This window comes from Yersinia aldovae ATCC 35236 (genome assembly GCF_000173735.1).
Taxonomy (GTDB): domain Bacteria; phylum Pseudomonadota; class Gammaproteobacteria; order Enterobacterales; family Enterobacteriaceae; genus Yersinia; species Yersinia aldovae.
Genome location: NZ_ACCB01000010.1, coordinates 45,999 through 70,677, shown reverse-complemented (window position 1 = coordinate 70,677; position 24,679 = coordinate 45,999). Strand labels below are relative to the sequence as shown.

Here is a 24,679-nt window from a genome sequence, read left to right as displayed (position 1 = left end):
AAATTGTTATTTTAATAAGTTAGCGAAATAGATTAACTACGTTCGTAAAGTAGCCTGATGTTATCATCAGTAAGAATAAAACATTGAAGCGGAAAATATATCCGAGGTCGACACTGATGCTGAAGATGCCGTCTAATAAATCATATTTATCATTACTTCTATATGATAAATAAAAGAAAAAATGCTGATTCTAGCTAGAGAGGTCTCCCACACCTTTAAGTGAGAACTTTCCTACAACGATGGACACAGATTCCCATACTTTACCTAAGGTTATCTAGTTACTATCCCTTTCACGGCTTAACATAATAAATACTCATTAAATTGAATGCATCGTATTTAGACTAATACGCAATAATTCTCTCTATTTAATTATCTCACCCCAAAAAAAGCCTGAATAATAATGCATCAATTGAGAATGCATGAAAGCTAATGACTTTATAAAATAAAATTGGAATTTACCTCTATGAATAAAAACATCAGGAAAACTTACCTTAGCGTAGCTATTTCATCCATTATTTACACCTCAAGCTCGATAAGTGCCAATGCAGTGCCCTGTGTCGGATATGTGGTTACCGGCATTTGTGAACAAACAAAATCTGGCGAAGGTGAATTTCACAGTATTTCATTAGGTGATGGCGTAATTACTGGCACTGAAGATAATCATTTTATATTTAATGGCGAAGGATATAAATTATATTATCCTCACGATCATTTCTCCGCAGCAATCGCCTTAGGTACTATCCGTTATACCGAAGTGAATAACAGTACTTTTACCATAACTGGCACCCATTATCAGGGCGGCCCAACTTATGAAGGTCGTGCAGAAAATACTACGTTAAACAATAGCCTGATGTGGGTTATGACCTCGGCTGACCAGACGATAGCCAAAGGCAATTCAGCAATAATTGTTTCTACCCAGTTTGCTATGAATGGCTCAACTTATACTGAGACGAAAGAAGACGACAGCATTGAATTTGATCCCTACATCACCAATAGCCGCTATCAAGATACCTCTTATGAAATGCTGTGGGGTATGAAAAAGAGGCCAAAAACTGGGATACCAAAGCCACATCCTATGACTCAGAATTTGTTGACTCCAGCCGACAGATCGTTGCGGCTAATGGCCATAGTGTTGATGCGAAATTTTACGACAAAGCTAATCAACGTATTGATGATACTGGCCTTGTCAGCGCTGCAACCTTTAATGGCACTGCTTATCAGAATATCTATTCCGGCGGTGAATCACATAACACCACCTTACTTGATAAGGCCTATTCTTGGGTGCGCGCCGGAGCAAAACTAACCGGCCTGACGCAGGTAAACAATGCAGCTACAGTCTATCTTGATAGTGCGGCAACCACTGGTGCATATGCTGAAAATGTGGTTCTTAATGGCGAAAATACCCGTTTGATGGTGCGCTACAATGCGGCAACCGATGCCGCCGCAACCGTTGATAATCTGGCGTTGAATGGCGGCAGAGTGGTTTTCCAGTCAGGAACGGAGGTGAACTATACCTCGTTGAATATCGGCAACCTTTCCGGTTCTGGCGCTTTCCAGTTCAATACGTCTATCGCAGAAGGTAAAGGCAACTTTGTCACTATCGCTAATGGCAGCGGCTCACATAAAGTCATCGTAAACGACTCAGGTAGTGAGATAACCGCACCGGATACGACAACGCTAGATCTTATCCACGATCTCAGCGGTGATGCGACATTCTCACTGGCTTCACTCTCAGGTGCTAACATCACCGAAGTGGATGGTGGTACTTATGTATATAGCTTGAATAAATGGGATAACACCACACGGGCAGGGGGCAATCTATGGTATTTAGGCAGTGATCTGAATACCGGTGTCGCGCCTGCACCTGAGCCAACGCCTGAACCAGCACCTGTGCCACCTGCTCCTGAGCCAGAGCCAGAACCTCAACAACCGAATCCTACCCAGCCAGGCCCAGCCGCCAAAACAACGCCATCAACGGATGCAGTATTAAGTATGGCTTCATCCAACCAATTTATTTTCGATGGTGAATTACAAAACCTGCGCCTGCGTAAAGGTGACCTTAACCGCAGTAAAGGCGATAACGGCGGTGTTTGGGGCCGCTATTTAACCAATAATAGTCGTATTAATACCGCGCACGATGCTGCTTACCGCTTGCAGCAGAATGGCGTTGAAATCGGTGCTGATAAAGTATTGGGGCTTTCTTCCGGCCAACTGGTATTAGGTGGTTTTACTTCTTATAGCAATAACCGAGTGAAACATGCTCGTGGTGGCAATAGTACCGTCGACAGTTATAGCCTGGGTGCTTATGGCAGTTATTTCGATAACACGGGTTATTATATTGATGCGGTACTTAAAGCGAACCGTTTCAATAATTCTCTGAATGCAAATATGACCAATGGTAGCCAGGTCAAAAGCGATTATAACCAGAATGCAGTAGGTGGATCGCTGGAAGCGGGCTACCACTACAGACTGTCTGAGAATTGGTTTGTCGAACCTTATATCCGAACCAGCTATTTTACTGCACAAGGCAAAGATATTGTGCTGAATAATGGCATGAAAGCAGGCCTTGATAATAATCGTTCGGCTAAAGGTGAAATAGGGACTCAAATAGGAACAGAATTTGACCTAAAAAATGGCGCTATCATTCGGCCTTACGCCAAAGTTGCGGTTGAAAGAGAATTCATTAAGTCAAACAGCGTCACTATCAACCAAGTTAATGACTTTAATAATAATCTCTCTGGCAATACCGGAAAATATGGTTTGGGAGTCGACCTCAATTTGACCAGACAAGCGTCAATTTATGCGGAAGCTAACTACCGTAAAGGGAGCTACGTTGAGTCCCCCATCATGGCTAACATAGGTTTCCGGGTTAATTTCTAACATACTTAGCAATAATGGGTTTCTCGCAGTATTTGATCGTAAATGCTGCGGAAACTTTTTATTCCCCTCATTGTGAACTCACCCTAAATAAATCCTGGAACATCCTTAAAAAATACAGAATATTCTTGTAACCCTCTGGAAGTGAATGCTTTTTTTAAAAGTTTATTGCTTAAAAATAAGACATAACGTTATTCTCATAGATACATATAACAAAAATGCAATAGAAATCCAGATAGGAGAAGTCTGTATGGATCGTCGTACCCTTTTAAAATCGTCAGGTTTGCTGCTGGGTGGGTTAACGTTAAATAGCCTTATTCCTAGCGCGCAGGCAAATAGCGAAAAAATAAAACAACCCGTACCGGTGCCTGGCGAGCTGCGGCCACTGCTGTTAAATTTTAATGAGAATTCACTGGGAATGTCGCCTAAAGCACATCAGGCCATTATCGCGGTACTACCGACAGCATGTCGTTACCCGGATGCCGCCCGTGAGCAATTAATTGAAAATATCGCCACAGAATATCAACTAAAAACTGAAAATATTTCATTGGGAAATGGTTCATCTGAAACTATTCAAGCGATAATTCAAGCCATCATCCGCCAGGCCGAACAGGATAAGACGCCAATCCAGCTAGTGGTGCCAGACCCAACCTTTAATTATGCCGAGTTGTATGCCAAACCTTTCGCTATCCCGATTGAGAAAGTCGTTCTAACCAAAGAAATGGCCTTTGATCTGCCCGTTATGCAGAAAAAAGTGGCAGATTTCAAGGGCCGCTCGATTGTCTATCTATGCAATCCCAATAACCCGACTGCCACCATCACCCCAGCGAATCTGATTGAAGCCTGGGTTAAAAATGCCTCACCGGATACGTTGTTTATTATTGACGAAGCTTATGCAGAATTTGTCAGTGATCCTGCGTTTCGCAGTGCTATCGGACTGGTACAGGCCGGTCATAAGAACCTAGTCGTGACACGGACATTCTCAAAAATATTTGCGCTGGCAGGTTTAAGAATAGGTTATGGCGTCGCACACCCAGAACTGATTGCTGCTGTTGAGAACTTCGTTTCGTTAGATAACACCAATACAGCCGGTGCTGTCGCGGCATTAGCCTCATTGCAGGATAAGCCTTTCGTGCAATACAGCCGCCAGTCTGCTGATCAGGCCCGCCGTATTGTTACGACCGCGTTGGATGAACTTAAATTGATTTATGTACCATCGCAGGCAAACTTTGTCTTCCATCAGGTAAATGGCGATGTCAAAACCTATCAAAACCGGATGAAGCAATATCATGTGTTTGTCGGGCGTGAATTTCCCCCCGCCGTAGGTTGGAATCGCCTAACGTTAGGAACGCCGGAAGAAATGATGGCATTTGTTACGGTGTTAAAAATGTTCCGCACCAAAGGCTGGGTGTAATCCTCGCGAAACAATCGCGGGGGATAACCTCCGCTATTGTTACTCTGATTGGCCCTACCCGTCTTTTATAAAAATAACAGGAGTAAAAATGAAGAAATTATCGCTGGGAATAATGGTATTGGCTTTAATCAGTAGCCAGCAAGTATTGGCAAAAAATTGGCAGGAAATTAAGCAAAGTGGGGAATTACGCATTGGCGTGCCTGGTGATTATGCTCCGCTGGCATTTCACGATAAGCAAGGTAAGTTAATTGGCTACGATGTGGATATGGCAAAATCACTGGCTGATAACCTAAATCTTAAGGTTAATTTTGTCATGACCAGTTGGCCAACACTTTCCGAGGATTTGGCGGCAGATAAATTTGATATCGCGATGGGCGGTGTAACGGCAACACCGGGACGCGCAGCACAATTTGTCTTATCCAACGCCGTAGTGAAAAACGGTAAAATTGCTCTCGCCAATTGCCAGCAATCCCAGAAATTCCCAACGTTGGAGGCTATTGATCGCAAATCCGTTAAAGTCATCGTCAATCCGGGCGGCACCAATCAATCGTTTGTTGATGCCAATATCAAGCAAGCGCAGATTATCCGAACCAAAGATAATGTAGCTAACTTGCAAGGCGTGCGGGATAAGAGCGCTGATATTATGTTCACCGACTTGATCGAAGGGGATTATTATCAAAGCAAAGAACCGGGCGTATTTTGTGTAGCGACAGCCGAAGTATTACCCGGTACTGGCAGTTATAAAGTTTATATGATGGCTAAAGATAATAAGCATCTGCTAAATGAAGTTAATCAATGGCTGAGCGGTCAGACAAAATCCACATTGGCACATAAATGGAACATCTCAGAATAAACGAATAATAAATTGTTATCTCTTAATAGTAAAAGACGACCGTTGATGACGAGAGTCTTTTGCTAATAAAGACTTAAGCTGTCAAGCCACCGTCCAATACCAGTGTTTGGCCCGTCATATAACGGCTATCATTACCAATCATAAAGGCACTGACGCGCGCGACTTCCTGTGCATTCCCCAAACGCCGCAGTGGGATCTGTTTGCGTAGCCCTTTTAAAGCTTCCGCAGGCATCGCGCGAGTCATATCACTATCGATCACCCCCGGCAGCAGGCAGTTTACCCGAATACCAAAGCGCCCCATTTCCAGTGCCAGCGAGCGACCAAGGCCAATCATCGCAGCTTTACTGGCAGCATAAGCGCTCTGCCCGACGTTACCCTTAATGGCCGTAACCGACGACATCAATAGCACCGCCCCCTCTCCCTGTATCATCATTTGAGGTAATAGATGTTTATTCCAATAAAAAACCGCATTCAAATTGGTATCCAACACATTACGCCAGTTATCACCATCTTGCTGAATATGTAGGCCATCGCCAGTGATACCCGCATTATGGATGACGGCACCGGGTGGCCCGTACTTTTCCAGTAACTGCGGGGCCAATGCATCGACATCACTCTGATTGCTGCCATCACAACGATAACTTTTCACCCAGCCAGCCAGCCCTTCACAGTGACTGATCACATCACGACTTTGCTGCTCATCATTGCGCCAGGTAAAAATAACATTCCACTCGTTAGCCAGCTCCTCAACCAAGGCTCGTCCAATACCGCGACTGCCTCCGGTAATTAACACCCATTGCCTGCTCATAATATTATTTCTTCTGTTCTGCTAACTTCTGGCAAAGTTCGCCTAAAGTCATGTTGGGATTTTCCATAAACATCTCGGCATTCAATGTGGCAGCAAACTCACGTTTAGCCAGCACCATCAATTCGACATAATCCAGGCTATCCAGTTTTAGTTGATGCAGTGACATCTCAGGCGACAGCACTGACATTTCCAGATCTTTAGCGTCACACAACATTTCGCAAACGGTGTCATAAACCTGTTGATACTTTTCCATGATGAACTCCTGTTAATGCGCGGCTAATGGCCACGTTTTTAATGTTACAGCGGTGGTGATTAAAGGCCCGGCATCTGAACGGGCCTGAATAGCCGAACGCAATACCCATCCATCATATTGATTTCCCACGATTAACGTCGGTTCAATGGCATAGTGCAGGGCGCTACGAACAAATAAATGTGGGTTATTGATACTCATGAAATCAGCACTGAACTGCACGTCATGGTGGGTCTGAATGACCGGGACGTGGCGGAAGATGTCAATCAAGGTATCGGCCTGAATAACCGATAAAATTTGTTTAGCCGCTACCAGCGTTTGCGGGGCAGCAATTAACAATTTAAACAGCAATGCATCGAAGAACCCCCAACACTCAGCAGCTGATGTGGCATCGCCCGGAAACTGCTGGCTAAATTGATGTACTTCGCTGCCGCCAAGCGAAGCCCACGATCCGCATTTAGTCAGTGTTAACGGGGAGGTGCTGCGCAATTTGCTGCTAAAGCAGTTCTCACCACTGCCGCTATTAATCAGGTTAGCGCTAACCTGCGCGTTCGCCAGACTCAGTTGCAACTGATAAGCGCTATCGCACAACACCGGTTGGCGCAGACGGGCGTTAAAACGCAAAAAATCAGCGGTTGGCGATAGCGGCAATAGCGCGCGGCTAAGTTGGTACTTAAGATCCAGCATCGCCCGCATTCCATGCACTGTAACTTGTTGTTGCCCCAGAAGTTGTGCATGTTTAAGATCAAAGTGGATCGGATTATGATCACCAGAAAATTCAGCCCAGCGTTCCGCATCACTGCGACTGTAGTTATAGCTAAACGTCGTGTTGTCGTTGGCTATCATACTCAATCCAGCCCGATGACCAGTGCGGCATTCGCCCCGCCGAAACCAAAGCTAAGGTTCAGGGTATTGCGCAAGGCTTTTGGCCGGTGGCCCTCTTTGATGTAATCCAGGTCGCACTGCGGATCGGCATTTTTAAGATGACAAGTGGCTGGCATAATCTGGTGTTTCAGTGCTTGCAGGCAGATAATCGATTCAAAGCTGCCAGCCGCAGCAATCAAATGGCCCGAATAGGATTTGGTACTAGACAGTGGCGTGCTATATGCCGCGTCACCAAACACCTGTTTGATGGATTGAGTTTCATTGAGATCGTTAAGCTGGGTCGAGGTGCCGTGAAGATTGACGTAATCAATCTCTGCTGCGCTCAAACCTGCTTGCTCGATAGCGCGCTGGATGGTTTTAACCCGCGCCACTTTATCTTCTGCTGGTGCAGTAAAATCAAAGGCATCGGAATAGTTACCGTAACCTTTAATCTCGCCAAGGATAGCAGCACCGCGTGCCAATGCCGCTTCCCGCTCCTCCAAACACAGCACCGCAGCACCTTCGGAAAGCACAAACCCGTTGCGATCCAGACTAAACGGGCAACTGGCTTTAGTGATATCGTCCTGCTCGCGCGCTAATGCACCGAGAATATCGATATTCCATATCGCCGCATCACTGCGCAGTGATTCGCCCGCGCCAGCCAGCATCATAGAGGCCCGCCCGCTGCGGATCACTTCAAAGGCATCGCCGATGGCAATCGTCCCGGTAGCACAAGCAGCGATGGGCGAATTCTGATAACCACGTAACCCCCAATATAAGCTGCACGCCGCAGTACCGGCATTGGGCATCGACAGAAAACAACCAAACGGCGTGCCTAATCCAGTTTGCAGAAAACCGTCATAGTTATCATGAGTTTCATCCTGCCCGGCCCAACCGCTGCCGATGATAGTGCCGCAATCCAGCAAATCATAATAATCGTCAAGCGACTGTTCGCCGAAAGCCATTCCCATCGCCTCCCGTGCTGCCGCCAGTGCCAGGCGAGCATAACGAGGCAGACGACGGCGAATAGCCGCAGGCACTGATTTCAAATTAGGTTCGGCATCCAGCAAACCAAAAAAGCGCGATTGGATCCCCTGCGCAGATTTGTCGTAATCGCGATAACCCAATTGATAATCCATGATAGCCGCCCAGCTTTGCTCCGCATCCATGCCCAGCGGGGTGACAGAGCCATAACCGGTTACCACCACACGACGCTGTTTTGCTGTATTTGTCATGATTTAATTCCTTTACTGTCATCGCTACCACCGCCTAACGCCAACCACAATTTCATGGTGGCATTCAGGTAGTTATATTGAAGTTCGAGCAAACTGGTTTCACTGGTTAGCAGAGCATCCTGCGCATCCAGTAAGGTCTGAAATGAAACGGCACCGGCCTGATACTGGCTGCTGGTCAGGGTAAGCCGACGCTGGCTGAGTTGCAGGTTTTGCCATTGATTCTCTTTTTGCAGTTGGTAACTCACCCGCTGAGTCATTGCGTCATCCACATCTTTCAACGCACTGTAAACTTTGCGGCGAAAATCGACGGCCGCCAGTTTCACATCCAGCGTTGACTGTTCGATGGTGAGCTGCACGGTATTCCACTGTAAGAATGGCAGCGCACTGCTTACGCTTAAGGTGCGGCTGGGGTTGCTAAACCACTGTGAGAAGATGGCGCTACCAGCATCCAGACTGGCACCGAGCGAGAGCGTCGGGTAAAAATTGAGTTTAGCCATATCCGATCCGGCCAATGCAGCCCGCAAACGCCACTCGGCAGCTTGCACATCAGGCCGCTGGGCGATGACCTGTAGCGGTAAACTTGCGGAGATTGGCACTTGTTGCTGTAAATCCAGTGAGTTACGTTCAGCCTGACGGTAGTCCGGTGCACGGTTAAACAGCACCGCCATTGCATTGCGCGCCGCTTCCCGCTGCTGTTGCAGATTCTGATACTGATTCTGTCTGTCCAGCAGTGCCTGCTGCGCCTGCAATAACTCAATCTCACTGGCATCCCCCGCCCCTAATCGTGAACGCACCAGCTTGAGGCTGTCCTGCGCGATAACCACTGCCGCCTGTTGATAGCGCAATTGCTGATTGAATTTAGCAATCTGCCAGTACACGTCAGCGGTAGTACCAATCAGGGAGAGTGCTGTCTCCTGACGGTCTTGCTCGGTGGCATTTACTGTCCATTGTGATTGATCACGGGCGCGGGCCAGTTTGCCCCACAAATCCAGTTCGTAGCTCAAACCTAACGAAGTGCTGTAATTCTCACGCGGTTGGGTATTCTCATTCAAAGAGCGGGTATTACTGCCAGCGCCATTCAGCGTGATATTGGGATGCAAATTGGTATTAGTCAGCCCAGCGCTTAGCCTTGCTTGCTGCAACTTAAGCCCGGCAACCGTCAGATCATTGTTGCTGACCAACATGCGGTTGATATTTTCAGTGAGCGTTGGATCATCAAAATTCTCCCACCAATGCACACTGTGATTCAGGTAACCGCCACCGCTATCCTTGATGCGCCAGCTATCAGGCACCGACAACATCGGCCGCTGATAATCACTTTTCAGCATGGAACCGCAACCGGTGAGCAGCAGTGTAATAATTACAGTATTGATGACTCTTTTCATTCTCGGGCCAACGCCTGTGTTGGATGCAAACGGGCTGCATTGCGCGCTGGGAAAAAGCCAAATCCCAAACCAATCAGTGCGGAGAAACTGCACGCCAGCACCATCGGTAACCAGGTAAAAACCAAGGTGAATGCTTGAGTAAACCAGGAGAAAATCACCCCGGCCAGCGCAGAACCGGCAATGCCAATCAAACCGCCTAGGGTGCAAATAACCACCGCTTCAATCAAAAACTGAAGCATGATGTCACCGGGGCGAGCACCCACCGACAGGCGGATACCGATTTCGTGAGTGCGCTCCGTGACCGAAACCAGCATGATGTTCATCACACCCACACCGCCCACCAGCAGCGAGATTGCAGCAATCGCGGTAATTAGCAGCGTCATTGAGTCTGAGGTTTTCTGAATTGCGCGGGTCATCTGGTCGTTGGTTAGAATAAAAAAGTCACGCTGCCCGTGGGCCTGCTCCAGTACCTTTTCGACATCACGCTGCACCTCATTGAGGTGATAACCTTCCCGTACCCGTAAGGTAATTAATTCCAAAGGCATATCACCAGAGATACGTTCAGTCAGTGAGGTATAGGGCATCCACGCCGTCAGTAACCCACCAAACTGCGTTCCTTTTCTTTTGGCGATAGCAATCACTCGCAACGGAATTCCCTCCAACTGTACAATTTCGCCAATCGGGTTTTCACCCGCAGCAAACAGGGTGTCTCTCAGTTCCGGTTGCAGAATAATGACCGCTTCACGCTCGTTAACATGGTGCTGGGTAAATCCAGCACCTGCAATAAAATCAATCCCTTGCACATGGAAAAATCCGTTACTAACACCCGAAAGTGTCACCATCACTTGTTTATCACCACGCACCGCAGCGGCCACTCTACTCACCACCGGCGACAGGCTTTCAACATAAGGTTGACGACGCAGCAATTCGACATCAGCCAGTGTGAGTGAACGCTCAAAATCAGGGCGAGGCTTATCCCAACCCAATCCTGGGCGGATATCCAGATTACTGGTACCAAGCTGACTGATTTCACTGAGAATCTCCTGACGAGCGCCTTCCCCTACCGCCATTGAAGATATTACCGACGAGATGCCGATAATGATCCCCAGCATCGATAAGAAGGCGCGGATACGGTGGCCGAGCAGTGAGCGCCAGGCCATTTTTATTGCTTCACGCACACTCAACCACCAGTGTGGGCGGCCTGTGGCGGCAGTGGCAGGCAGCGCAGCATGTGCTGCCGTGAGGTTTAATGCCACGTTATGACCATCGGCAATGATTTCGCCGTCGCTTATCTCGATAATACGCTGTGCCTGATTAGCGATATTGCGGTCATGAGTCACGATAATAATGGTATGACCGGACTGGTGCAGGCCGTGCAAAATCCCCATCAATTCTTGCCCGCTGGCACTGTCCAGCGCACCGGTGGGTTCATCTGCCAAAATGATGCTGGCACCGTTCATCAGTGCTCTGGCTATACTGACCCGCTGTTGTTGCCCCCCCGATAGCTGAGCTGGCTTATGCAGCAGATGGCCACCCAGCCCTAAACGATTGAGCAGGTAAACCGCACGCGTCTGACGTTCAACCGGCGTCATCGCGGTATAAAGTGCCGGAATCACGATATTTTCGGTGGCAGTTAAATAAGGCATCAAGTGATAGCGCTGAAAAATAAAACCGATGTACTGGCTTCTCAATTGCGCCAACTGTTCACTGCTTGCCTGGCCCGTCGGGATGCCGTGGATAGCCATTTCCCCCTGCGTCGGTTTGTCCAGGCAGCCAATAATATTCATCAGCGTCGATTTACCCGATCCGGAAGCCCCGATGATAGCCACCATCTCGCCACGGTTTATCGACAGTGAGATATTCTTCAATACCGCAACAGACTGCGTTCCGGAGGTAAAGTGGCGATAAATCCCCTTTAACTCGATCAGCGCCGAGTCTTTTGCACTGTTTTCGCTAAACGTCTTTATGATCATAATGATGCCCCCATAACGACCACCTGATCACCTTGCGCTAACCCCTCTTTCACCTCGGCATACTGACCATCTCGCAGGCCAACCCGCACCCAGCGCACAGCACGCTGTTGACCATTAATCACCTCGACCCGATAACGCTTATCGGGCTGCTGTACCCCTAATGCAGACAAAGGCACCCGCAGCACATTCTTCGCCTGCGCAGTGATGATAAATACCTGCGCCGTCATAGAGGTGCGTAACAAACGTTCGCTATTGGCGATACTGAAAATACCGTTGTAATACACCGCGGAAGGCTGCGAATTACTCACCGATCCAGATCCATCCTCACGCAAGCTATCGGCAGACGCCTCTTGAATGGCATCCATCCGGCTCTCGTAACGGCGATCGGGATTCGCCACCACATAGAACCACAACAGCTGCCCGACACTGACTTTGAGAATGTCAGTTTCTGAAATACGGGTGTGGACGGTCATGGTATCGACATTCGCCAATACCAGAATGGTTGGCACCGTTTGAGAGGAAACAATGGTTTGCCCCTCTTTAGTGACGATACCCAGCACTTCGCCATCAATCGGTGCCATGATGCGGGTAAAACCCAGATTGGCTTTTGCCGTTTCCAACGCCATCTGGCTCTGCACTATCTGCGCTTCATTGACGCGAACTTGCGCCAGTTGGCTGTCGTACTGCGCCTGCGCTTTTTCCAGTGCACTTTTTATCCCTGAACCTTCCCGAGCCAGTGTTTTCTGCCGCTGAAACTCCAGCAAATATTGCCGTGAAAGCGCCTGAGCCGCTTGTTTTTGCGCCTGCGCACTTTGTAATTCAGCTTCAGATTTGCGCAGCGCGTTCTGTTGCAATGTGGGATCGATCTCTGCCAATAACTGGCCGCGCTTAACTCGATCCCCTTGTTTAACATAGAGTTTGGTTAACTGACCGTTGACCTGTGCGCCAACATTAACCTGCAACGACGGCTTTAAACTGCCGGTCGCCATGACATTCTTTTCTATGTCACCACGACTGAGAGTTTCAGTTAACGGCGCAGCCTGTGGCGTGCGCTGACTCAACGAAAGTGCAATCCCTACGCCAATAATAATCAGCAAAACGATAAGCCCGATAAGCGACAGGCGTTGTTTTGGATTTTTCAAGTTGATGCGCATCATTGAGCTACCGCGGGCGTCAGGTGATTTGATGCCATTGGCCGAGAAAAACGCGCCAATTGGCTGTCATGCAAGCGGAAGATCCGGTCAAACATCGGCAACACACTTTCACTGTGAGTCACGGTAATCAGGGTTTTACTATATTCGCGACAATGAGACAGCAAGGTCTGCATCACCTGATGAGCCGTCTCTTCATCCAGATTGGCCGTCGGTTCATCCAGCACCAGCACCGGACAATCGCTGTACATCGCCCGCGCCAGTAATAAACGCTGACGTTGCCCAAGTGATAGCGCAGCATGACTCTCCCGCACCAACGCACTTAAGCCGCCGGGTAATTTATCGATAACGGGGGTTAATTGCAGACCTTGTAATGATTGTTCGATACGCTGACGTTTGGCCGCATCCAGATGCCCGTCGAACAGAGTAATGTTGTGTAATACCGAGGCATTAAACAGAATATCTTCCTGACTTTGCAGGAAGAACAAGCTATGCGCCTGCTGAAAATCAACGGCTTGCCCATCCACCAGAACTCGCCCTTGCTGTGGCGGCAACAACCCGGCCATCACTTTTAGTAGCGTGCTCTTCCCGGCACCTGACTCCCCGACAATCGCCACACTTTGGCCGCGCGCAAGCGAGAGCGAGAGATCCCGCAACACCGGCTGGCTGGCGTCATAAGCAAAACAGATATCCTGATAAACCAACTGACGACTAAACGCCGGAACAGCCGCAGGAATAGATGAATCAGTTGAGGCGGGCGTTTGTTGCCCGGCAGGGAACAGATCACGGGCACGGATATCAATCACATGCAGTTGGTTTTTCTGCAAAATGGCATAGAAGATCTTGGTGATATAGGAGGTGAAAATCTCGCGCACAAAACTATAAGCAAAAAACTCCCCTAAACTCAGTGTACCCTGCTTTAACATCGGCAATGCCAGCAGCATAAAGAACACCATTTCCAGGCTGCCGATCAGCTGATACAGGCTATTTTTGACCTGATCGTAGATTTTTTTCTTCTGTAACGCACTGAACAGTGACAGTACCAGGCCAGCAAATACACTCTGGCGCTGGCTGGCTAAACCCGCTGATTTAATGGTAGAAAAGCCCTGAATCGTTTCCAGAATAAAATCACTTTGCTCAGCGCCTTTTACCTGTAACTGTTGGGTGTAATAGCGATCGCGATAAATAGCCCAAATACTGATCAAGCCCATCAATATCACGCCAACGACAGAAACCATCGCCAGTAACAGGCTCATATAACACATCACCGCTAATGCAATGGCACCGATTATCCAATCAGTCCGCAGGCCGTTATCCAGCTCGATTTTCTGTGTTGCAGCCATCTGCCAATTTGAAAAACGGCTGAAGATATCCCCTGGGGCGCGTTTATCAAAAAAATTGAGAGAATGGCTCAGTAAGCGAGAGAATCCGGCCACACTGCTCAGCACCACAAATTGTTTGATATAGCGCTCGGTGATGTATCGCACCACAAAAGCTAATGATGTAGCAACCACGAAGGCCAGCAGAAAATAGAAATAGGGGAAATCAGTCTTTCCGACAGAAGAAAACACGTCATTAATTGCGCTGCTGACCATCGTCGGCATGATAAACAACGTCAGCGAGATCAAGAGCGCTAACGTCATCAGCCAATAGATGCCACGGACATTAGCCGTTTCTTTCAGGCTCATGCAATCAAGCGCACTCAGTCGTGTGCTGTGTTCAATCTTCTTTATCGCGTCAGGGGAGGCCGGTGTTTCAGAATCCAGCACCAGTGCATAGCCGCTGATTTCCGCTTTTAATGCGTCCATTGGCAGTAGTTGCTGGCCGATCGCCGGATTCATCACACAGACGTAGTTGCCTTTGCGGTACGCGAGCAGCACGTAGTGACTCGCTCCGTAATGCAAAATAGCAGGCAATGGCAAGGCAGACAGTTCCTGATGTTCAAATACCACCGGATAAACCGGTATCGCCAGTTCAGACAAAATAGTGCACAGGGTCGCCAGTGACGTTCCGTGCTCAGATGCAGGATAGCGCTCCCGTAAGCTCTCCAACGGTGCGTTGATGCCTTGGGTCTGTGCCAGCATCGCAATACAGGCCAGGCCGCATTCATTGGTTTCGCTCTGAAAAATCAGCGGCGGGATTATCTTTTCCATTTTCTACTATTCTTCGTAAGTAACATTATTCGTTAATAAAAAATAACGAATGCGAGTGCCATAACAACCAGTCTTGTGGATGCTGTATCATTGATATTTCAATCAATTCGGGTAATTTCATTTTTACTTCCCGAGCCGTGAGCGCAGGGTAAATATGGATTTTTATTTCTTTGTCGTAATAGAGATAATAAAAAACCACCTGCGCTGACAGTGCTCTGGCAACGCGAATAATGCCGCTGTGCAAACTCGCTGGGCGGTTAAATAACTGACAGGGCATTTTGGCCGTTTCAGCCATCTGGTTATTCACGGTATAATCCGGCGTGATATCGGGGAAGATAATGATATTCTGTTTATGTTCAGCCGCTTGCATAATGGCATCCATCAGATTACCTGCAATTGCACGGCTATCCGCATGGATCGAGCAGTAAGAAATATTCACGCCGCCCATTTGCCGAGCCTGCTCTTTATAAGCCTCCGCGCTGGCCGAAACGACCACCGTCGCCTGCCCAGGGTAAACCCCTGCACCGACTATGCCCGCCAGAACATCGGAAACCATATGCAGTGGGGCCAGAATGACCGGTGAACCCGCCTGATGCAGCGCACTCACCTGATTATCCAGTTGTTGGGTGCAGGCAGCTAACTGCGCTAAAATTTGCCGGTTTTGCCCATAAGTTGCAGCCAGTTCCAATACCTGACGACGCTGGGCTATTTGGATAAAATTCCGCATTGACGGGCTATTCTGACCCTGCAATAAGCATTGGCTGTTAGCCGCCGCCACCCGCGCCAAATTTTTCTGTCGCCGTGAATTCAAGCCCATCACGCGGCGAACCGCAGCACACCACAATAAAAAGCGGTAATCACCGTGGTGTAATAACCAGCAAGCCAGTTTTAGCTGCATACGTCTAAATACTGCACCACTAAAGGTCAACTTATCGAGTTGGTTTCTCCAGATAAAATAGCCCCAGACGACAAACAGCCTCATTATTTGTCCAGTGCCTTATCGTGCTGTAATAATGACAAAAGATGGTCTGAGAACGCAGGGAACGCTCGATCCTGAAGTGCTACCCATTTTTTACCGACAATAAAAGCAGGTGTAGCGTCAATTTTGTAATATGTCCTGACCGCCGTCATATAGTTGAGCAGGTCTTTAACCTCTGCCGACTGGCTGGTTTGCTGATATTTTACGACATCAATATCATTCGATTTTAACCAAGCGTCTCGTTGGCTGCGGTCAGTTAAATCAATGTTATCTTTTAGCACCGCTTTATAGGCACTCTGGCGATATTGTGGTTCAATTCCCATGACGCTTAAGGTGGCAAAGATCGGTGCAAACCGCGCCAGGCCGCTGGGCTGATCACTGCTGATATGCAGGCGAATAAAACGTGTCCCTTCCGGCATTCGCTGTTCTAATTTGGCCATATTCTCTTCATTAATGGCACAGTAATGGCAACCATAAGAGAAGATCTCGATAATAGTTTTATCGTCTTTGATAGGGCTGCCTTGAATGTCACTACTGCTGACAGATATGAGGCTTTCCTGTGTGTCCTGATTGAGTACGAAGTAGTGAAAGTAGGCGGTAGTTATCAATGAAGAAACCAAGATAACAAAAATTGTGTAGCCTATAAAAAACCCGCTTTTTCTTAAAATGCTTTTTTTGGTAAATATATCATTCTTTATAGGCATAAAATTATCTTCACATTAAATTAACGCTAAATTTATTAAACTCCAGCGCTAAAAACACATTCATAAAAGTAAAACAGGCAAGCAAGATAACTAACCCTATACTTGCCTGGGTTATCATCAGATATTAATCGTTAATCAATTTGATATCTTAACGGCAGTTAGCAACACTGGTCGGTGTCGCAGTACGGCTAACAACTTTACCGTGTTTATCTGTACATGTAGTAATTGCCTGACAAGTTAACGTCGTGCTGCCAGTCAACCATTCGTAAGTATCTGTACATGTAGTACAAGTCCCGCCAATAACAGTATTGGCATCAGCCATGTCAATTTTTTTCATGTGAATCCCTTAAATATAAATTTACAGCCTATTACTCAATAGCCCATTAGTAAGAGTACGTTAGAATAAAATAATCCTAAGCGATAAATTTATACTATATAAGCACAATAAAACACAATATAAATAATATTTATTTACTGAACGCGACGTGAATTAAACCCACGGGAGATTTTCACTATAGCTATATAGCGAAATTAAGATTAAATACTAAGAATATAAATAACTACCCGAGTAAAATCCTATTTATATTCTTAATAATGATGCGCTAATATAAAGCACACATATCAATCGGGGTTTAAAAATAAGACATTATCACCACTCCACTACCATTAAAACTCCCCGCGTCAGGTAACCCTGCCGTATGCAATGTCGACTCAATCATAAAAGTATTATTTCCAACCCCTGCGGTCACTGATACCCCATTTGACAAATCTTGCCCTGACACTTTCAGCGTTGATGTCAGGTTACCGTTTTGCCCAAGGTTGATACTGGTGTTACCCACTAACGTTAATTTCAGTAAGGTATTGGCGGTACAGTTTATATACAACGGTGCGCTTTTTTGCGAGCCATTGACACTCTGTTGATTAAGAGAGCCATAGCTAATGTTGACATCACCGGTGATATCACACGTTTCTGGCGTTGGAGGAACCGTGCCACAGTAAGAGCCAGGAATAGATTGGCCGCTGAAGTTGATATCGTTAGCCCCTTGCCAATACATCACGCCAAAGCAGGTGCCCACTGCCCGCAGGGGGTTGGTGGTTATTGTCGCCCAACTGCCGGATACGCCATTTTTGGTAACGAAAGCAACCCTCATATCCTGAGCCGTTGCGCCACGCGGAACAATGACACGAGATAAGGCATAGGATGGGTTGGCACAAAGCTCATCCGGATCATTTGAAAAATGGCATATTGCTACAGAGCAAGAGGCTGCGGTACAAAGTTGAGTGCTGCCATTTTCCTCGCTAGGCCAGGAGAAAGTACCAATATATTGGCCACTAATACGTGTTTGTGTCGATACCCAGGCACTGGCTTCGCCATATTGCGGGAATAAAAACAGCACACAGGCTATTATCCAGCAATATCTATGAGTTAACTGCATATCAGGCTGTTTCATTAATTAAATTTCCATTGAAAATAAATCTCAGCTACGGTTTTTTCGTCTTGAAATAAACCGTGATAAGAAACACCAATCAATAATATTGCAGAGTAAAAGTTGCTATTGCTGTAAAACCGCCACGCTTAATTGTGTGCTGGGTGATAGCATCCGGTTCACCCTGAACATACGCTTTTAATGTAATAACATTGCCGCCAGAATTAAGTACGATAGCATCGTTCTCTTGATCTAAAGGTAAAAGTGTTCCGGCCAGCGTTTCCAGTCCAATCGCTATTCCCATATCATTACCGTTGACCGCCAATAGCCCTGGTAAATAGCTATTATTACTGCCGGAGAAAATAATTTTCACGGTATTACCCTGACTGATATCACAATCAATCAGATGTATTTGAAACTGTTTACCTAACGTACGCTGATTCAGATAGAGGTATTTATCTATTACCGTGCCAAACTCCAGAGCAATAGCTTCATCTCCTGGGCGAATAGTGCAAGGTTCTGCCACCAGAGCGCCATGAAAACGCATATTATCTGCGGCATATATCGGTAATATCCAACAGATGTTCAGTATCAAAATACTCAAGACAATAAGACAATAGCGCATCAGCAGATATAAATTAGTCATTATTTTATCCTATTGATAATCTACTAATAATGTCGCGGTAGCCTCAAAAACACCCTCACCCAAGGTTGCCCCCACAACCTGAACCGGTACCGCCTGTAATATTGGTGGGTTGCTGTTGTCATAAGGAATACGGGTATTAAGGGCAAGCGGAATACCATTTTTCAGCAAGCGAATACCGAGATCCGGCATATTGGTTTGTATCGCCGCAGAATCAAAGGTAGTGACTGATGCGCTGATTATCGTAAGACCAAGATCCAAGCCTGCGGTTAACGCATCGCAAGTCACTTGATAAGGCACATTTTGGGTATAGTTGATGCCATCGATCTTTTTCACCCCCAGATTTTCGCCGAAAGCCACATCAATGGTGCTGCCACTGTTAATAACGCATGGCGGCGGATCAATTAATGTACCAGAGAATTGCATATTATCGGCGTATGCCAAGGGGCTACTCAGCATCACAACAACCGTAGCCGCAACGCACAATATGGATTGATCATTCATCATTACTGATACTCCACAAGCATCGTCGCTGAAGCGGTAAAATCACCCGTCGCCAGCGTGATATTGGTCTGTTTTACCGGCACCGCCTGCAAAACCGGAATAGTCGGATAAGTGAAATTGAGTGAAGTATTGAGCGCTAAAGGCTGCCCGTTCCGAATTAACTGGACACCTAATCCTGGGGTGCTGGTTCTCAATATGCCGTTACCAAATGTCGCGGTATTACCCTGAATACTCATTTTCAGGCTGTTGGATGCCGCCGTTGTACAGTCGAGGGTATAATTCACTGGCTGCATATATTGAGTGCCGTCAATCCGTGAAGTCAGGATATCGTTGCCAAAATTGACATTGATGGTGCTATTACTGTTAATCACGCAAGGCGGCGCGGCAAAAATAGTCACCGAAACATTGACCGTTGCGGTCTTGTTCAATGCCCATGCCGTGGTGCTTGATAATGTCATTAACGCTATCATCATCGTGCCCAATCGGTTAACAGAACTCATCCCATATTCCTTATTCATCGTTCAGCCAAATATCACGGCTTTATCTCTATCGGAATTACGCCGTGATAAGCGCTTATTTGGTGCTTTCAACTACTGAGCAGGTGCTGCCGGTGCAAGCAAATGTCAGTTTTGGACGACCGCCAAAATCGTTGACGTAAGTCAATACCGGCTTGCTGCCTAACGCGCCAGCACTGGCATCTAACATGCTCTGCCCTTTCGGTGGAACCATCAATGGCTTAAAGCCCGCAGCGGTTTTCCCGGTTTTACTCTCGCTAAAATCGACCAACGTGATGTAATACGGTGTCGGGTTATTGACCTGATAACGGTCGCCCTGGCGGGTTAGCTGCAACTTTTCTTGCCAGGGCGTCGACATCTCGCTCTTGGTCGGCACGATGGATGCGGGCCGGTAGAAAAGTTTGATGCGTGTTTGTAGCGCAATCTGCAACGTATTGGGTTTATCTGTGCGCGGTGGAATTTCACGCAAGTTAAAATAGAACAGTGTTTCCCTGTCCTGCGCTAACTGGCTGACGGCGGGCAGTGTTTGCACTTTTAACTGGCTGAGTGCGCCCGCTTCCACACGCTGCACCGGCGGAACTACCGTCAGCGGTGTATTAATTTTGTTACCCTGCTCATCTTCAATCCACCCTTGAGCCAGATAAGGCAGTTGCTTATTCTGATTACTGATATTCAGGCTGATAGATTTATCACCACCGTTAAGAATTACCCGAGTCCTGTCGAGTGCGATGGCAGCCATTGCGCCATGTGCCATAAATGCCGTGATTAAAATGGCAGTGACTCGCAATTTATTGTTCAATTTCATTACCTTTTCCTTCGATTAATCATGTCAGAACCGGGCAGCACTGATTTTCGGTTATTTCTTTATGTTTTTACTGTGTTTTTATTGAGTCGTAGGCGGCTTATCCCCCACCGCAATCGGGTGGCAAGGTAGCAACAGATTGGTCAGCACTTGCGCCGATAATGTCTCCGGCAAAGTGATGCGACACTGCGCCTGTCCATTCCAATTTACTGACATAGTCTCACCCGCTTTGATACCACTTAAGTAGGTCGAACCGTCGTCGTTCACAATGCCAGTTTCCTGCTGAGATTCGTTTAATACCGTAGCGCCAAACGGCGGTGACGTGCCATCCGCCATCCGCAATACGGCCATCGCCTTCTCACCTGAAATCACATCAAAACGGCGATAGCCAATAGCGCCTTCGGTCAATGTCAGTTGTGCCACCGAGCTGTTGCCGACCTCAACATCATCAGCCAAATTATCGACATCAATGCTGGCGCGATTGCGGTAATAGCTGTTGATATCACTCACCACGGCCTTACCGAAATTGTTGGTTCGCACCGTGGATCCGTACCCCTGAACCGGAACATCGGCAACACCTTGGGTATCAAGCATGAGTCGGGTACCGCCGATGGTATTTGCCCGATGAAGTGCGCCACCTTCCGCCGTCAAGGTGGCTCCGCCTTGCACACCAACCCCTACTGAGTTGTATTGCCCTTCTTGATAACTGGCATTCGCATTCACGGTGGCGTTGTTACCTTCATGATTGAAGTTACCACTCACTAACGCGCCACTGCGCGCCACACCAGTATTAAGCTGATAACTATTATGTGCATCCAAACGATCGGTATAACCTACGCGTTGCGTGGTTTCGCTACCGCTCACGGTTGCGCTGTAACTGACAGTGGCGCTCTCACCGAATGGCATCGACATCGAGACATAGACCCCGTCATCATTGCTATCGTTATAGCTGTTACGGTAAGCCGACAGCGTCACACTGACATTCTTGAATTTGCCGATATCAAAATAGCGAGCTAATGACAGGTTATAGCGATCATTCGCCGAACGATCCCAATAGGTCTGGTGGCTATAGTTCAAATAAGCGCTCAAGCCCAGATCGCGAAATTGCTGGTTAAAGCTGATGGTATACATCTCTTTGTTGCCACCAACGGGGTCGCCGCGATAGCGCGTATTGAGATAATCGGTCATGCTCATAAAATTACGTTCGGAAAAACGATAGCCGGCGAACGTCACCTGACTGCCACTCTCCTGGAAGTTTTTCGAATAGTTGATGCGGTAAGAGCCACCACTCAAGTTGCCTTGATCGGGCAAACTGGCCCACGATTGAGTCATATCAACTGACAACGCGCCCAGCGCCATCAAGTCTCGGCCAACCCCCATTGAAGCGGCCTGATATTCGTTTTCACCATTGATCGCACCGCCATACAATGACCAGCCGTTATTAATCCCCCAGGAGAACTCACCGGTGGCAAATAATGGCCCTTCAGCATGATGGCCAATATCCGAAGGCTTACCGGCGGCCACCTTGTAGCGCACCATCCCAGGGCGTGTCAGATAAGGGATGCTGGCAGTATTAACCTGGAATTTCTGCACCTGCCCATCAGCTTCCTCCACCTGGACATCCAGTGTGCCAGAGACAAAACTGTTTAAATTTTGAATACGAAACGGGCCAGCGGCGACCAATGTTTCGCTTAATACGCGTCCTTGCTGACTGACAACCACTTTGGCGCTGGTACGCGCAACCCCTGAAATTTCAGGCGCATAACCCCGCAAATTCGGTGGCAACATATTGTCATCGGTTGCCAGGCTGGCACCGCTAAAGCGAAAGCTGTCAAAAATACCCGAGTTCAGAAAATCCTCCCCCAGTGTCAACTTGGCACCTAAATTTGGAATAGCCCGATACGCGTAATAACGGCTCCAATCCCACTGCCGCTCAGTGGGCGAACCAGAGACTTGAGCGATTCGGCTCTGCCAGTCCGCACGCAATCGCCAGGCACCGATATTGGCACCCGTCGTACCATTCCCACTCAGGGTATTATTGCTACTATTATTTGTTTCCTGACGGTTAAGCTGCCCTAACATATTGTAATCAAACAGTACGCCAGAAATTCCTTCTTCCCAACGTGATGGCGGGTCCCAATCGGCGGAACTGTATTCCAACCAGGCTTGCGGTACCCCCAAAAACAGTGACGACGAGGCCAAATCACCCCGCACAGTCATGCCGGGCAAGCTGTCGATGTTCAGACACTCACCGTTATGCCACCAAGTCAGTTTATGGAGATTCTCTTCTTTCAACGCCAGCAGTTCTACCAACTTTGGGGATAAACAAGCATCACTCTTCTTAGGATCTTTTTCGGCGGGATAAAACACCACTTGTTGCTCATTGAGTTCTTGTTTATTCATATATACCAGCAGGTTGTAACTGCCTGGCATAATAAAACCACGTTGAGAAAACTGACTTAAATCGATATTGGCTCGATCCTTGGTATCCAGTACATCGGTATTAAACTGAATATCATCACTGGCCGCCGCCCCACAAGCATTGCTACATAACGCTGTCGCAATCAAAATACGTAACAAATCACGACGGACAAAACCGTAGGTGATGAAAGGAGCGGATACCATGAGATAGATCACCTTACTTATTGAAATCAGTAATAATCCAATTTGAAACGGACGCTGGAATGATAAGAACCAGCACGCAGCATTTTTCCATTGCCCACTAAACGCAGGGCATAATTGAGCGTCATATCACCAGGGATGATATTGATATCCGGCGACTGCACACCAGGCGCAGCAATATTCCCCCTGTCATCCACAATTTGTAACGCAACCCCTTCAGCCTCACCGAGAACGGCAAAGTCACTACCGTCCGCTGCGCCGTCAAATGTCACGGAAAAATGCTGCAAATTAGATTTAGCAGGATCAGCATGAACCAACGTGCAATCCAGCAAACGAATCTCGAACGGATGCTCACTTCCCGCACCGTTTTCGACTAACTGGCCGATAGGTAATATCGACATATCAATGGTTTGTTCGAGGCTGCCTGGATCAATTGCACAGGCAGTATCAGTAATACTTCCTTCCATACTTACGCGACCCCACTCTGTTTTCAGGGGAGCAGCCATTACCGATAAACTCACCAATAAGGCCATCAGTAAGGAAGGAGGCACTATTTGAAAAAATGACCCGAACATAAATCACCTGGCTCATCCAACACGTATCTTTTTCAAGAGGAAAAGACATGCGGAAAGCTCCGCATGTCCAATTAAAAAAGGGGTGCTTATTGGTAAGCCAGCGTGAAGTCAGCTACGCTGTAGAAGTTACCAGGCTTAACTGCGTTAGAAGCTGTGCTGCCTTGCAGGTAAGCTGAGAAAGTCAGTGTATTGTTTGGGCCAACCAAAGTTTGCCCAGCAGTTGGCTGGCCCAAAGTCACTACAGAACCAGAACCATCAGTGATGGCAATACCCGCGCCTTCAGCTACACCAGTGATACCCAACAGGCCAGCGACAGCTGTTGATTCTGAACCGCTGAATGTAGTGGTTACAGTGTCCAGTGTCGTGACATCGCAGTTTTCCAGTTTGATCAGGAAATTGCGCGGAGTTGATTTACCACCATTTGTCAAAGCAACATTAGAGATCTGGCCCAAATTCACAGTCTGATCAACGGTATCAGGAGTGATTGAGCAAGGTGCGTCAATGATAGAACCGGTAAAAGTCACAGTACCGTGCCCCTGATCAGCAGCGTGAGCCACAGAAGCAAAACCCAGTACCAAACCCGCAGCCAAGATCGTTTTATTCAGTTTCATTACGTGATTCCTTTATGCACACAATTAAAATTTGGCATGCTGACTTACCTTAATAAAATCAAGGGAAATACAGCATTGACGTAGTTAAAAATAAAATTAAATACAACTTTTTCTTAGAAGATACGGCAGAAAAAGTGTCGAAACGCATGGAGCCATAAAGTAACGGTGTAGAAACTCTAAGAGTTCCACACCACATACTTTCATTTAAATAACGACATGGCTCTTAGTTTTCGTTGCAGATAATACAAATATAAACATTTAGTTCATAGATATTTAATTCAAACAGATAAAATTCAGAGTGTTTAACTTATTTAATTCCCCCCAGTCGATTGTA

Annotated in this window: 21 protein-coding genes and 1 pseudogene; 3 read left to right on the top strand and 19 right to left on the bottom strand. The window is 47.3% G+C overall.

Going from position 1 to position 24,679, the window contains the following annotated elements; translation table 11 throughout:
* Positions 1–463: 463 nt before the first annotated feature.
* The 3 genes and pseudogenes from YALDO0001_RS06700 to YALDO0001_RS06690 all read left to right on the top strand — a co-directional run bounded on the left by YALDO0001_RS06700 (position 464) and on the right by YALDO0001_RS06690 (position 5,144).
* Positions 464–2,880: pseudogene (locus YALDO0001_RS06700) on the top strand (autotransporter outer membrane beta-barrel domain-containing protein).
* Between the two features lie 247 nt (positions 2,881–3,127).
* Positions 3,128–4,291 (top strand): pyridoxal phosphate-dependent aminotransferase, encoded by a 1,164-nt coding sequence (locus tag YALDO0001_RS06695; protein WP_004701210.1) that lies wholly within the window; start codon positions 3,128–3,130, stop codon positions 4,289–4,291.
* Positions 4,292–4,379: 88 nt separating this feature from the next.
* Entirely contained in the window at positions 4,380–5,144 is a 765-nt protein-coding gene (locus YALDO0001_RS06690) for a transporter substrate-binding domain-containing protein (protein WP_004701208.1), read from the top strand.
* 73 nt (positions 5,145–5,217) lie between these two features.
* Here the strand turns inward: YALDO0001_RS06690 and YALDO0001_RS06685 are convergent, their stop codons facing one another.
* The 19 genes from YALDO0001_RS06685 to YALDO0001_RS06595 form a co-directional block, all read right to left on the bottom strand.
* Positions 5,218–5,952: an SDR family NAD(P)-dependent oxidoreductase gene (locus YALDO0001_RS06685; RefSeq protein ID WP_042547901.1), complete on the bottom strand. Its 735-nt coding sequence runs from the start codon at positions 5,950–5,952 to the stop codon at positions 5,218–5,220.
* A gap of 4 nt (positions 5,953–5,956) precedes the next feature.
* On the bottom strand, positions 5,957–6,205 hold the full coding sequence (locus YALDO0001_RS06680) for an acyl carrier protein (RefSeq protein ID WP_004701204.1): 249 nt from the start codon (positions 6,203–6,205) through the stop codon (positions 5,957–5,959).
* 12 nt (positions 6,206–6,217) lie between these two features.
* The gene (locus YALDO0001_RS06675) at positions 6,218–7,048 is read right to left on the bottom strand and encodes a MaoC/PaaZ C-terminal domain-containing protein (RefSeq protein ID WP_004701203.1); all 831 of its coding nucleotides are present in this window, start codon (positions 7,046–7,048) and stop codon (positions 6,218–6,220) included.
* A gap of 2 nt (positions 7,049–7,050) precedes the next feature.
* Positions 7,051–8,301, bottom strand: coding sequence for a beta-ketoacyl-[acyl-carrier-protein] synthase family protein (locus YALDO0001_RS06670; RefSeq protein WP_042839508.1), 1,251 nt, complete (start codon positions 8,299–8,301; stop codon positions 7,051–7,053).
* The gene (locus tag YALDO0001_RS06665; RefSeq protein ID WP_042839507.1) at positions 8,298–9,686 is read right to left on the bottom strand and encodes an efflux transporter outer membrane subunit; all 1,389 of its coding nucleotides are present in this window, start codon (positions 9,684–9,686) and stop codon (positions 8,298–8,300) included. Before YALDO0001_RS06665 ends, YALDO0001_RS06670 begins: the two co-directional genes overlap by 4 nt.
* Positions 9,683–11,659 (bottom strand): MacB family efflux pump subunit, encoded by a 1,977-nt coding sequence (locus tag YALDO0001_RS06660; RefSeq protein ID WP_042839506.1) that lies wholly within the window; start codon positions 11,657–11,659, stop codon positions 9,683–9,685. The genes YALDO0001_RS06665 and YALDO0001_RS06660 overlap by 4 nt, the downstream gene beginning before the upstream one ends.
* Positions 11,656–12,813: an efflux RND transporter periplasmic adaptor subunit gene (locus tag YALDO0001_RS06655; protein WP_042839528.1), complete on the bottom strand. Its 1,158-nt coding sequence runs from the start codon at positions 12,811–12,813 to the stop codon at positions 11,656–11,658. The genes YALDO0001_RS06660 and YALDO0001_RS06655 overlap by 4 nt, the downstream gene beginning before the upstream one ends.
* Positions 12,813–14,963 (bottom strand): peptidase domain-containing ABC transporter, encoded by a 2,151-nt coding sequence (locus tag YALDO0001_RS06650; protein ID WP_004701194.1) that lies wholly within the window; start codon positions 14,961–14,963, stop codon positions 12,813–12,815. Before YALDO0001_RS06650 ends, YALDO0001_RS06655 begins: the two co-directional genes overlap by 1 nt.
* 25 nt (positions 14,964–14,988) lie before the next feature.
* Positions 14,989–15,945: a lysophospholipid acyltransferase family protein gene (locus tag YALDO0001_RS06645; RefSeq protein ID WP_004701191.1), complete on the bottom strand. Its 957-nt coding sequence runs from the start codon at positions 15,943–15,945 to the stop codon at positions 14,989–14,991.
* Positions 15,945–16,550, bottom strand: coding sequence for a DsbA family protein (locus tag YALDO0001_RS06640; protein WP_231585781.1), 606 nt, complete (start codon positions 16,548–16,550; stop codon positions 15,945–15,947). The genes YALDO0001_RS06645 and YALDO0001_RS06640 overlap by 1 nt, the downstream gene beginning before the upstream one ends.
* Positions 16,551–16,794: 244 nt before the next feature.
* A complete protein-coding gene (locus tag YALDO0001_RS06635) occupies positions 16,795–16,983 on the bottom strand; it encodes a DUF4762 family protein (protein ID WP_004701190.1) in 189 nt (62 codons plus the stop codon).
* A 295-nt stretch (positions 16,984–17,278) separates the two neighbouring features.
* A complete protein-coding gene (locus YALDO0001_RS06630) occupies positions 17,279–18,097 on the bottom strand; it encodes an MrpH family fimbial adhesin (RefSeq protein ID WP_004701187.1) in 819 nt (272 codons plus the stop codon).
* Positions 18,098–18,173: 76 nt separating this feature from the next.
* Positions 18,174–18,719, bottom strand: a complete 546-nt coding sequence (locus tag YALDO0001_RS06625; RefSeq protein ID WP_004701185.1) for a fimbrial protein — start codon at positions 18,717–18,719, stop codon at positions 18,174–18,176.
* Positions 18,720–18,728: 9 nt separating this feature from the next.
* Positions 18,729–19,223 carry a fimbrial protein gene (locus YALDO0001_RS06620; RefSeq protein WP_082168013.1) on the bottom strand — a complete coding sequence of 165 codons (495 nt, stop codon included), beginning with the start codon at positions 19,221–19,223 and terminating at the stop codon, positions 18,729–18,731.
* The gene (locus YALDO0001_RS06615; RefSeq protein ID WP_042839505.1) at positions 19,223–19,720 is read right to left on the bottom strand and encodes a fimbrial protein; all 498 of its coding nucleotides are present in this window, start codon (positions 19,718–19,720) and stop codon (positions 19,223–19,225) included. The genes YALDO0001_RS06620 and YALDO0001_RS06615 overlap by 1 nt, the downstream gene beginning before the upstream one ends.
* A 73-nt stretch (positions 19,721–19,793) precedes the next feature.
* Positions 19,794–20,540 (bottom strand): fimbria/pilus periplasmic chaperone, encoded by a 747-nt coding sequence (locus YALDO0001_RS06610; RefSeq protein WP_004701181.1) that lies wholly within the window; start codon positions 20,538–20,540, stop codon positions 19,794–19,796.
* A gap of 78 nt (positions 20,541–20,618) precedes the next feature.
* Positions 20,619–23,162 (bottom strand): outer membrane usher protein, encoded by a 2,544-nt coding sequence (locus tag YALDO0001_RS06605; protein WP_004701179.1) that lies wholly within the window; start codon positions 23,160–23,162, stop codon positions 20,619–20,621.
* Positions 23,163–23,188: 26 nt separating this feature from the next.
* Positions 23,189–23,692, bottom strand: coding sequence for a fimbrial protein (locus tag YALDO0001_RS06600; RefSeq protein ID WP_004701178.1), 504 nt, complete (start codon positions 23,690–23,692; stop codon positions 23,189–23,191).
* Positions 23,693–23,820: 128 nt separating this feature from the next.
* Complete coding sequence (locus YALDO0001_RS06595) at positions 23,821–24,345, bottom strand: fimbrial protein (protein WP_004701175.1); 525 nt, start codon at positions 24,343–24,345, stop codon at positions 23,821–23,823.
* Positions 24,346–24,679 lie beyond the last annotated feature (334 nt).

Coding starts and splice junctions, on each gene's coding strand:
- YALDO0001_RS06675 (WP_004701203.1), bottom strand. CDS start 7,048: ATGATAGCCAACGACAACACGACGTTTAGCTATAACTACAGTCGCAGT.
- YALDO0001_RS06615 (WP_042839505.1), bottom strand. CDS start 19,720: ATGAGTTCTGTTAACCGATTGGGCACGATGATGATAGCGTTAATGACA.
- YALDO0001_RS06650 (WP_004701194.1), bottom strand. CDS start 14,963: ATGGAAAAGATAATCCCGCCGCTGATTTTTCAGAGCGAAACCAATGAA.
- YALDO0001_RS06695 (WP_004701210.1), top strand. CDS start 3,128: ATGGATCGTCGTACCCTTTTAAAATCGTCAGGTTTGCTGCTGGGTGGG.
- YALDO0001_RS06605 (WP_004701179.1), bottom strand. CDS start 23,162: ATGGTATCCGCTCCTTTCATCACCTACGGTTTTGTCCGTCGTGATTTG.
- YALDO0001_RS06690 (WP_004701208.1), top strand. CDS start 4,380: ATGAAGAAATTATCGCTGGGAATAATGGTATTGGCTTTAATCAGTAGC.
- YALDO0001_RS06655 (WP_042839528.1), bottom strand. CDS start 12,813: ATGCGCATCAACTTGAAAAATCCAAAACAACGCCTGTCGCTTATCGGG.
- YALDO0001_RS06620 (WP_082168013.1), bottom strand. CDS start 19,223: ATGATGAATGATCAATCCATATTGTGCGTTGCGGCTACGGTTGTTGTG.
- YALDO0001_RS06595 (WP_004701175.1), bottom strand. CDS start 24,345: ATGAAACTGAATAAAACGATCTTGGCTGCGGGTTTGGTACTGGGTTTT.
- YALDO0001_RS06635 (WP_004701190.1), bottom strand. CDS start 16,983: ATGAAAAAAATTGACATGGCTGATGCCAATACTGTTATTGGCGGGACT.
- YALDO0001_RS06660 (WP_042839506.1), bottom strand. CDS start 11,659: ATGATCATAAAGACGTTTAGCGAAAACAGTGCAAAAGACTCGGCGCTG.
- YALDO0001_RS06600 (WP_004701178.1), bottom strand. CDS start 23,692: ATGGCCTTATTGGTGAGTTTATCGGTAATGGCTGCTCCCCTGAAAACA.
- YALDO0001_RS06665 (WP_042839507.1), bottom strand. CDS start 9,686: ATGAAAAGAGTCATCAATACTGTAATTATTACACTGCTGCTCACCGGT.
- YALDO0001_RS06680 (WP_004701204.1), bottom strand. CDS start 6,205: ATGGAAAAGTATCAACAGGTTTATGACACCGTTTGCGAAATGTTGTGT.
- YALDO0001_RS06670 (WP_042839508.1), bottom strand. CDS start 8,301: ATGACAAATACAGCAAAACAGCGTCGTGTGGTGGTAACCGGTTATGGC.
- YALDO0001_RS06630 (WP_004701187.1), bottom strand. CDS start 18,097: ATGAAACAGCCTGATATGCAGTTAACTCATAGATATTGCTGGATAATA.
- YALDO0001_RS06610 (WP_004701181.1), bottom strand. CDS start 20,540: ATGAAATTGAACAATAAATTGCGAGTCACTGCCATTTTAATCACGGCA.
- YALDO0001_RS06625 (WP_004701185.1), bottom strand. CDS start 18,719: ATGACTAATTTATATCTGCTGATGCGCTATTGTCTTATTGTCTTGAGT.
- YALDO0001_RS06685 (WP_042547901.1), bottom strand. CDS start 5,952: ATGAGCAGGCAATGGGTGTTAATTACCGGAGGCAGTCGCGGTATTGGA.
- YALDO0001_RS06645 (WP_004701191.1), bottom strand. CDS start 15,945: ATGAGGCTGTTTGTCGTCTGGGGCTATTTTATCTGGAGAAACCAACTC.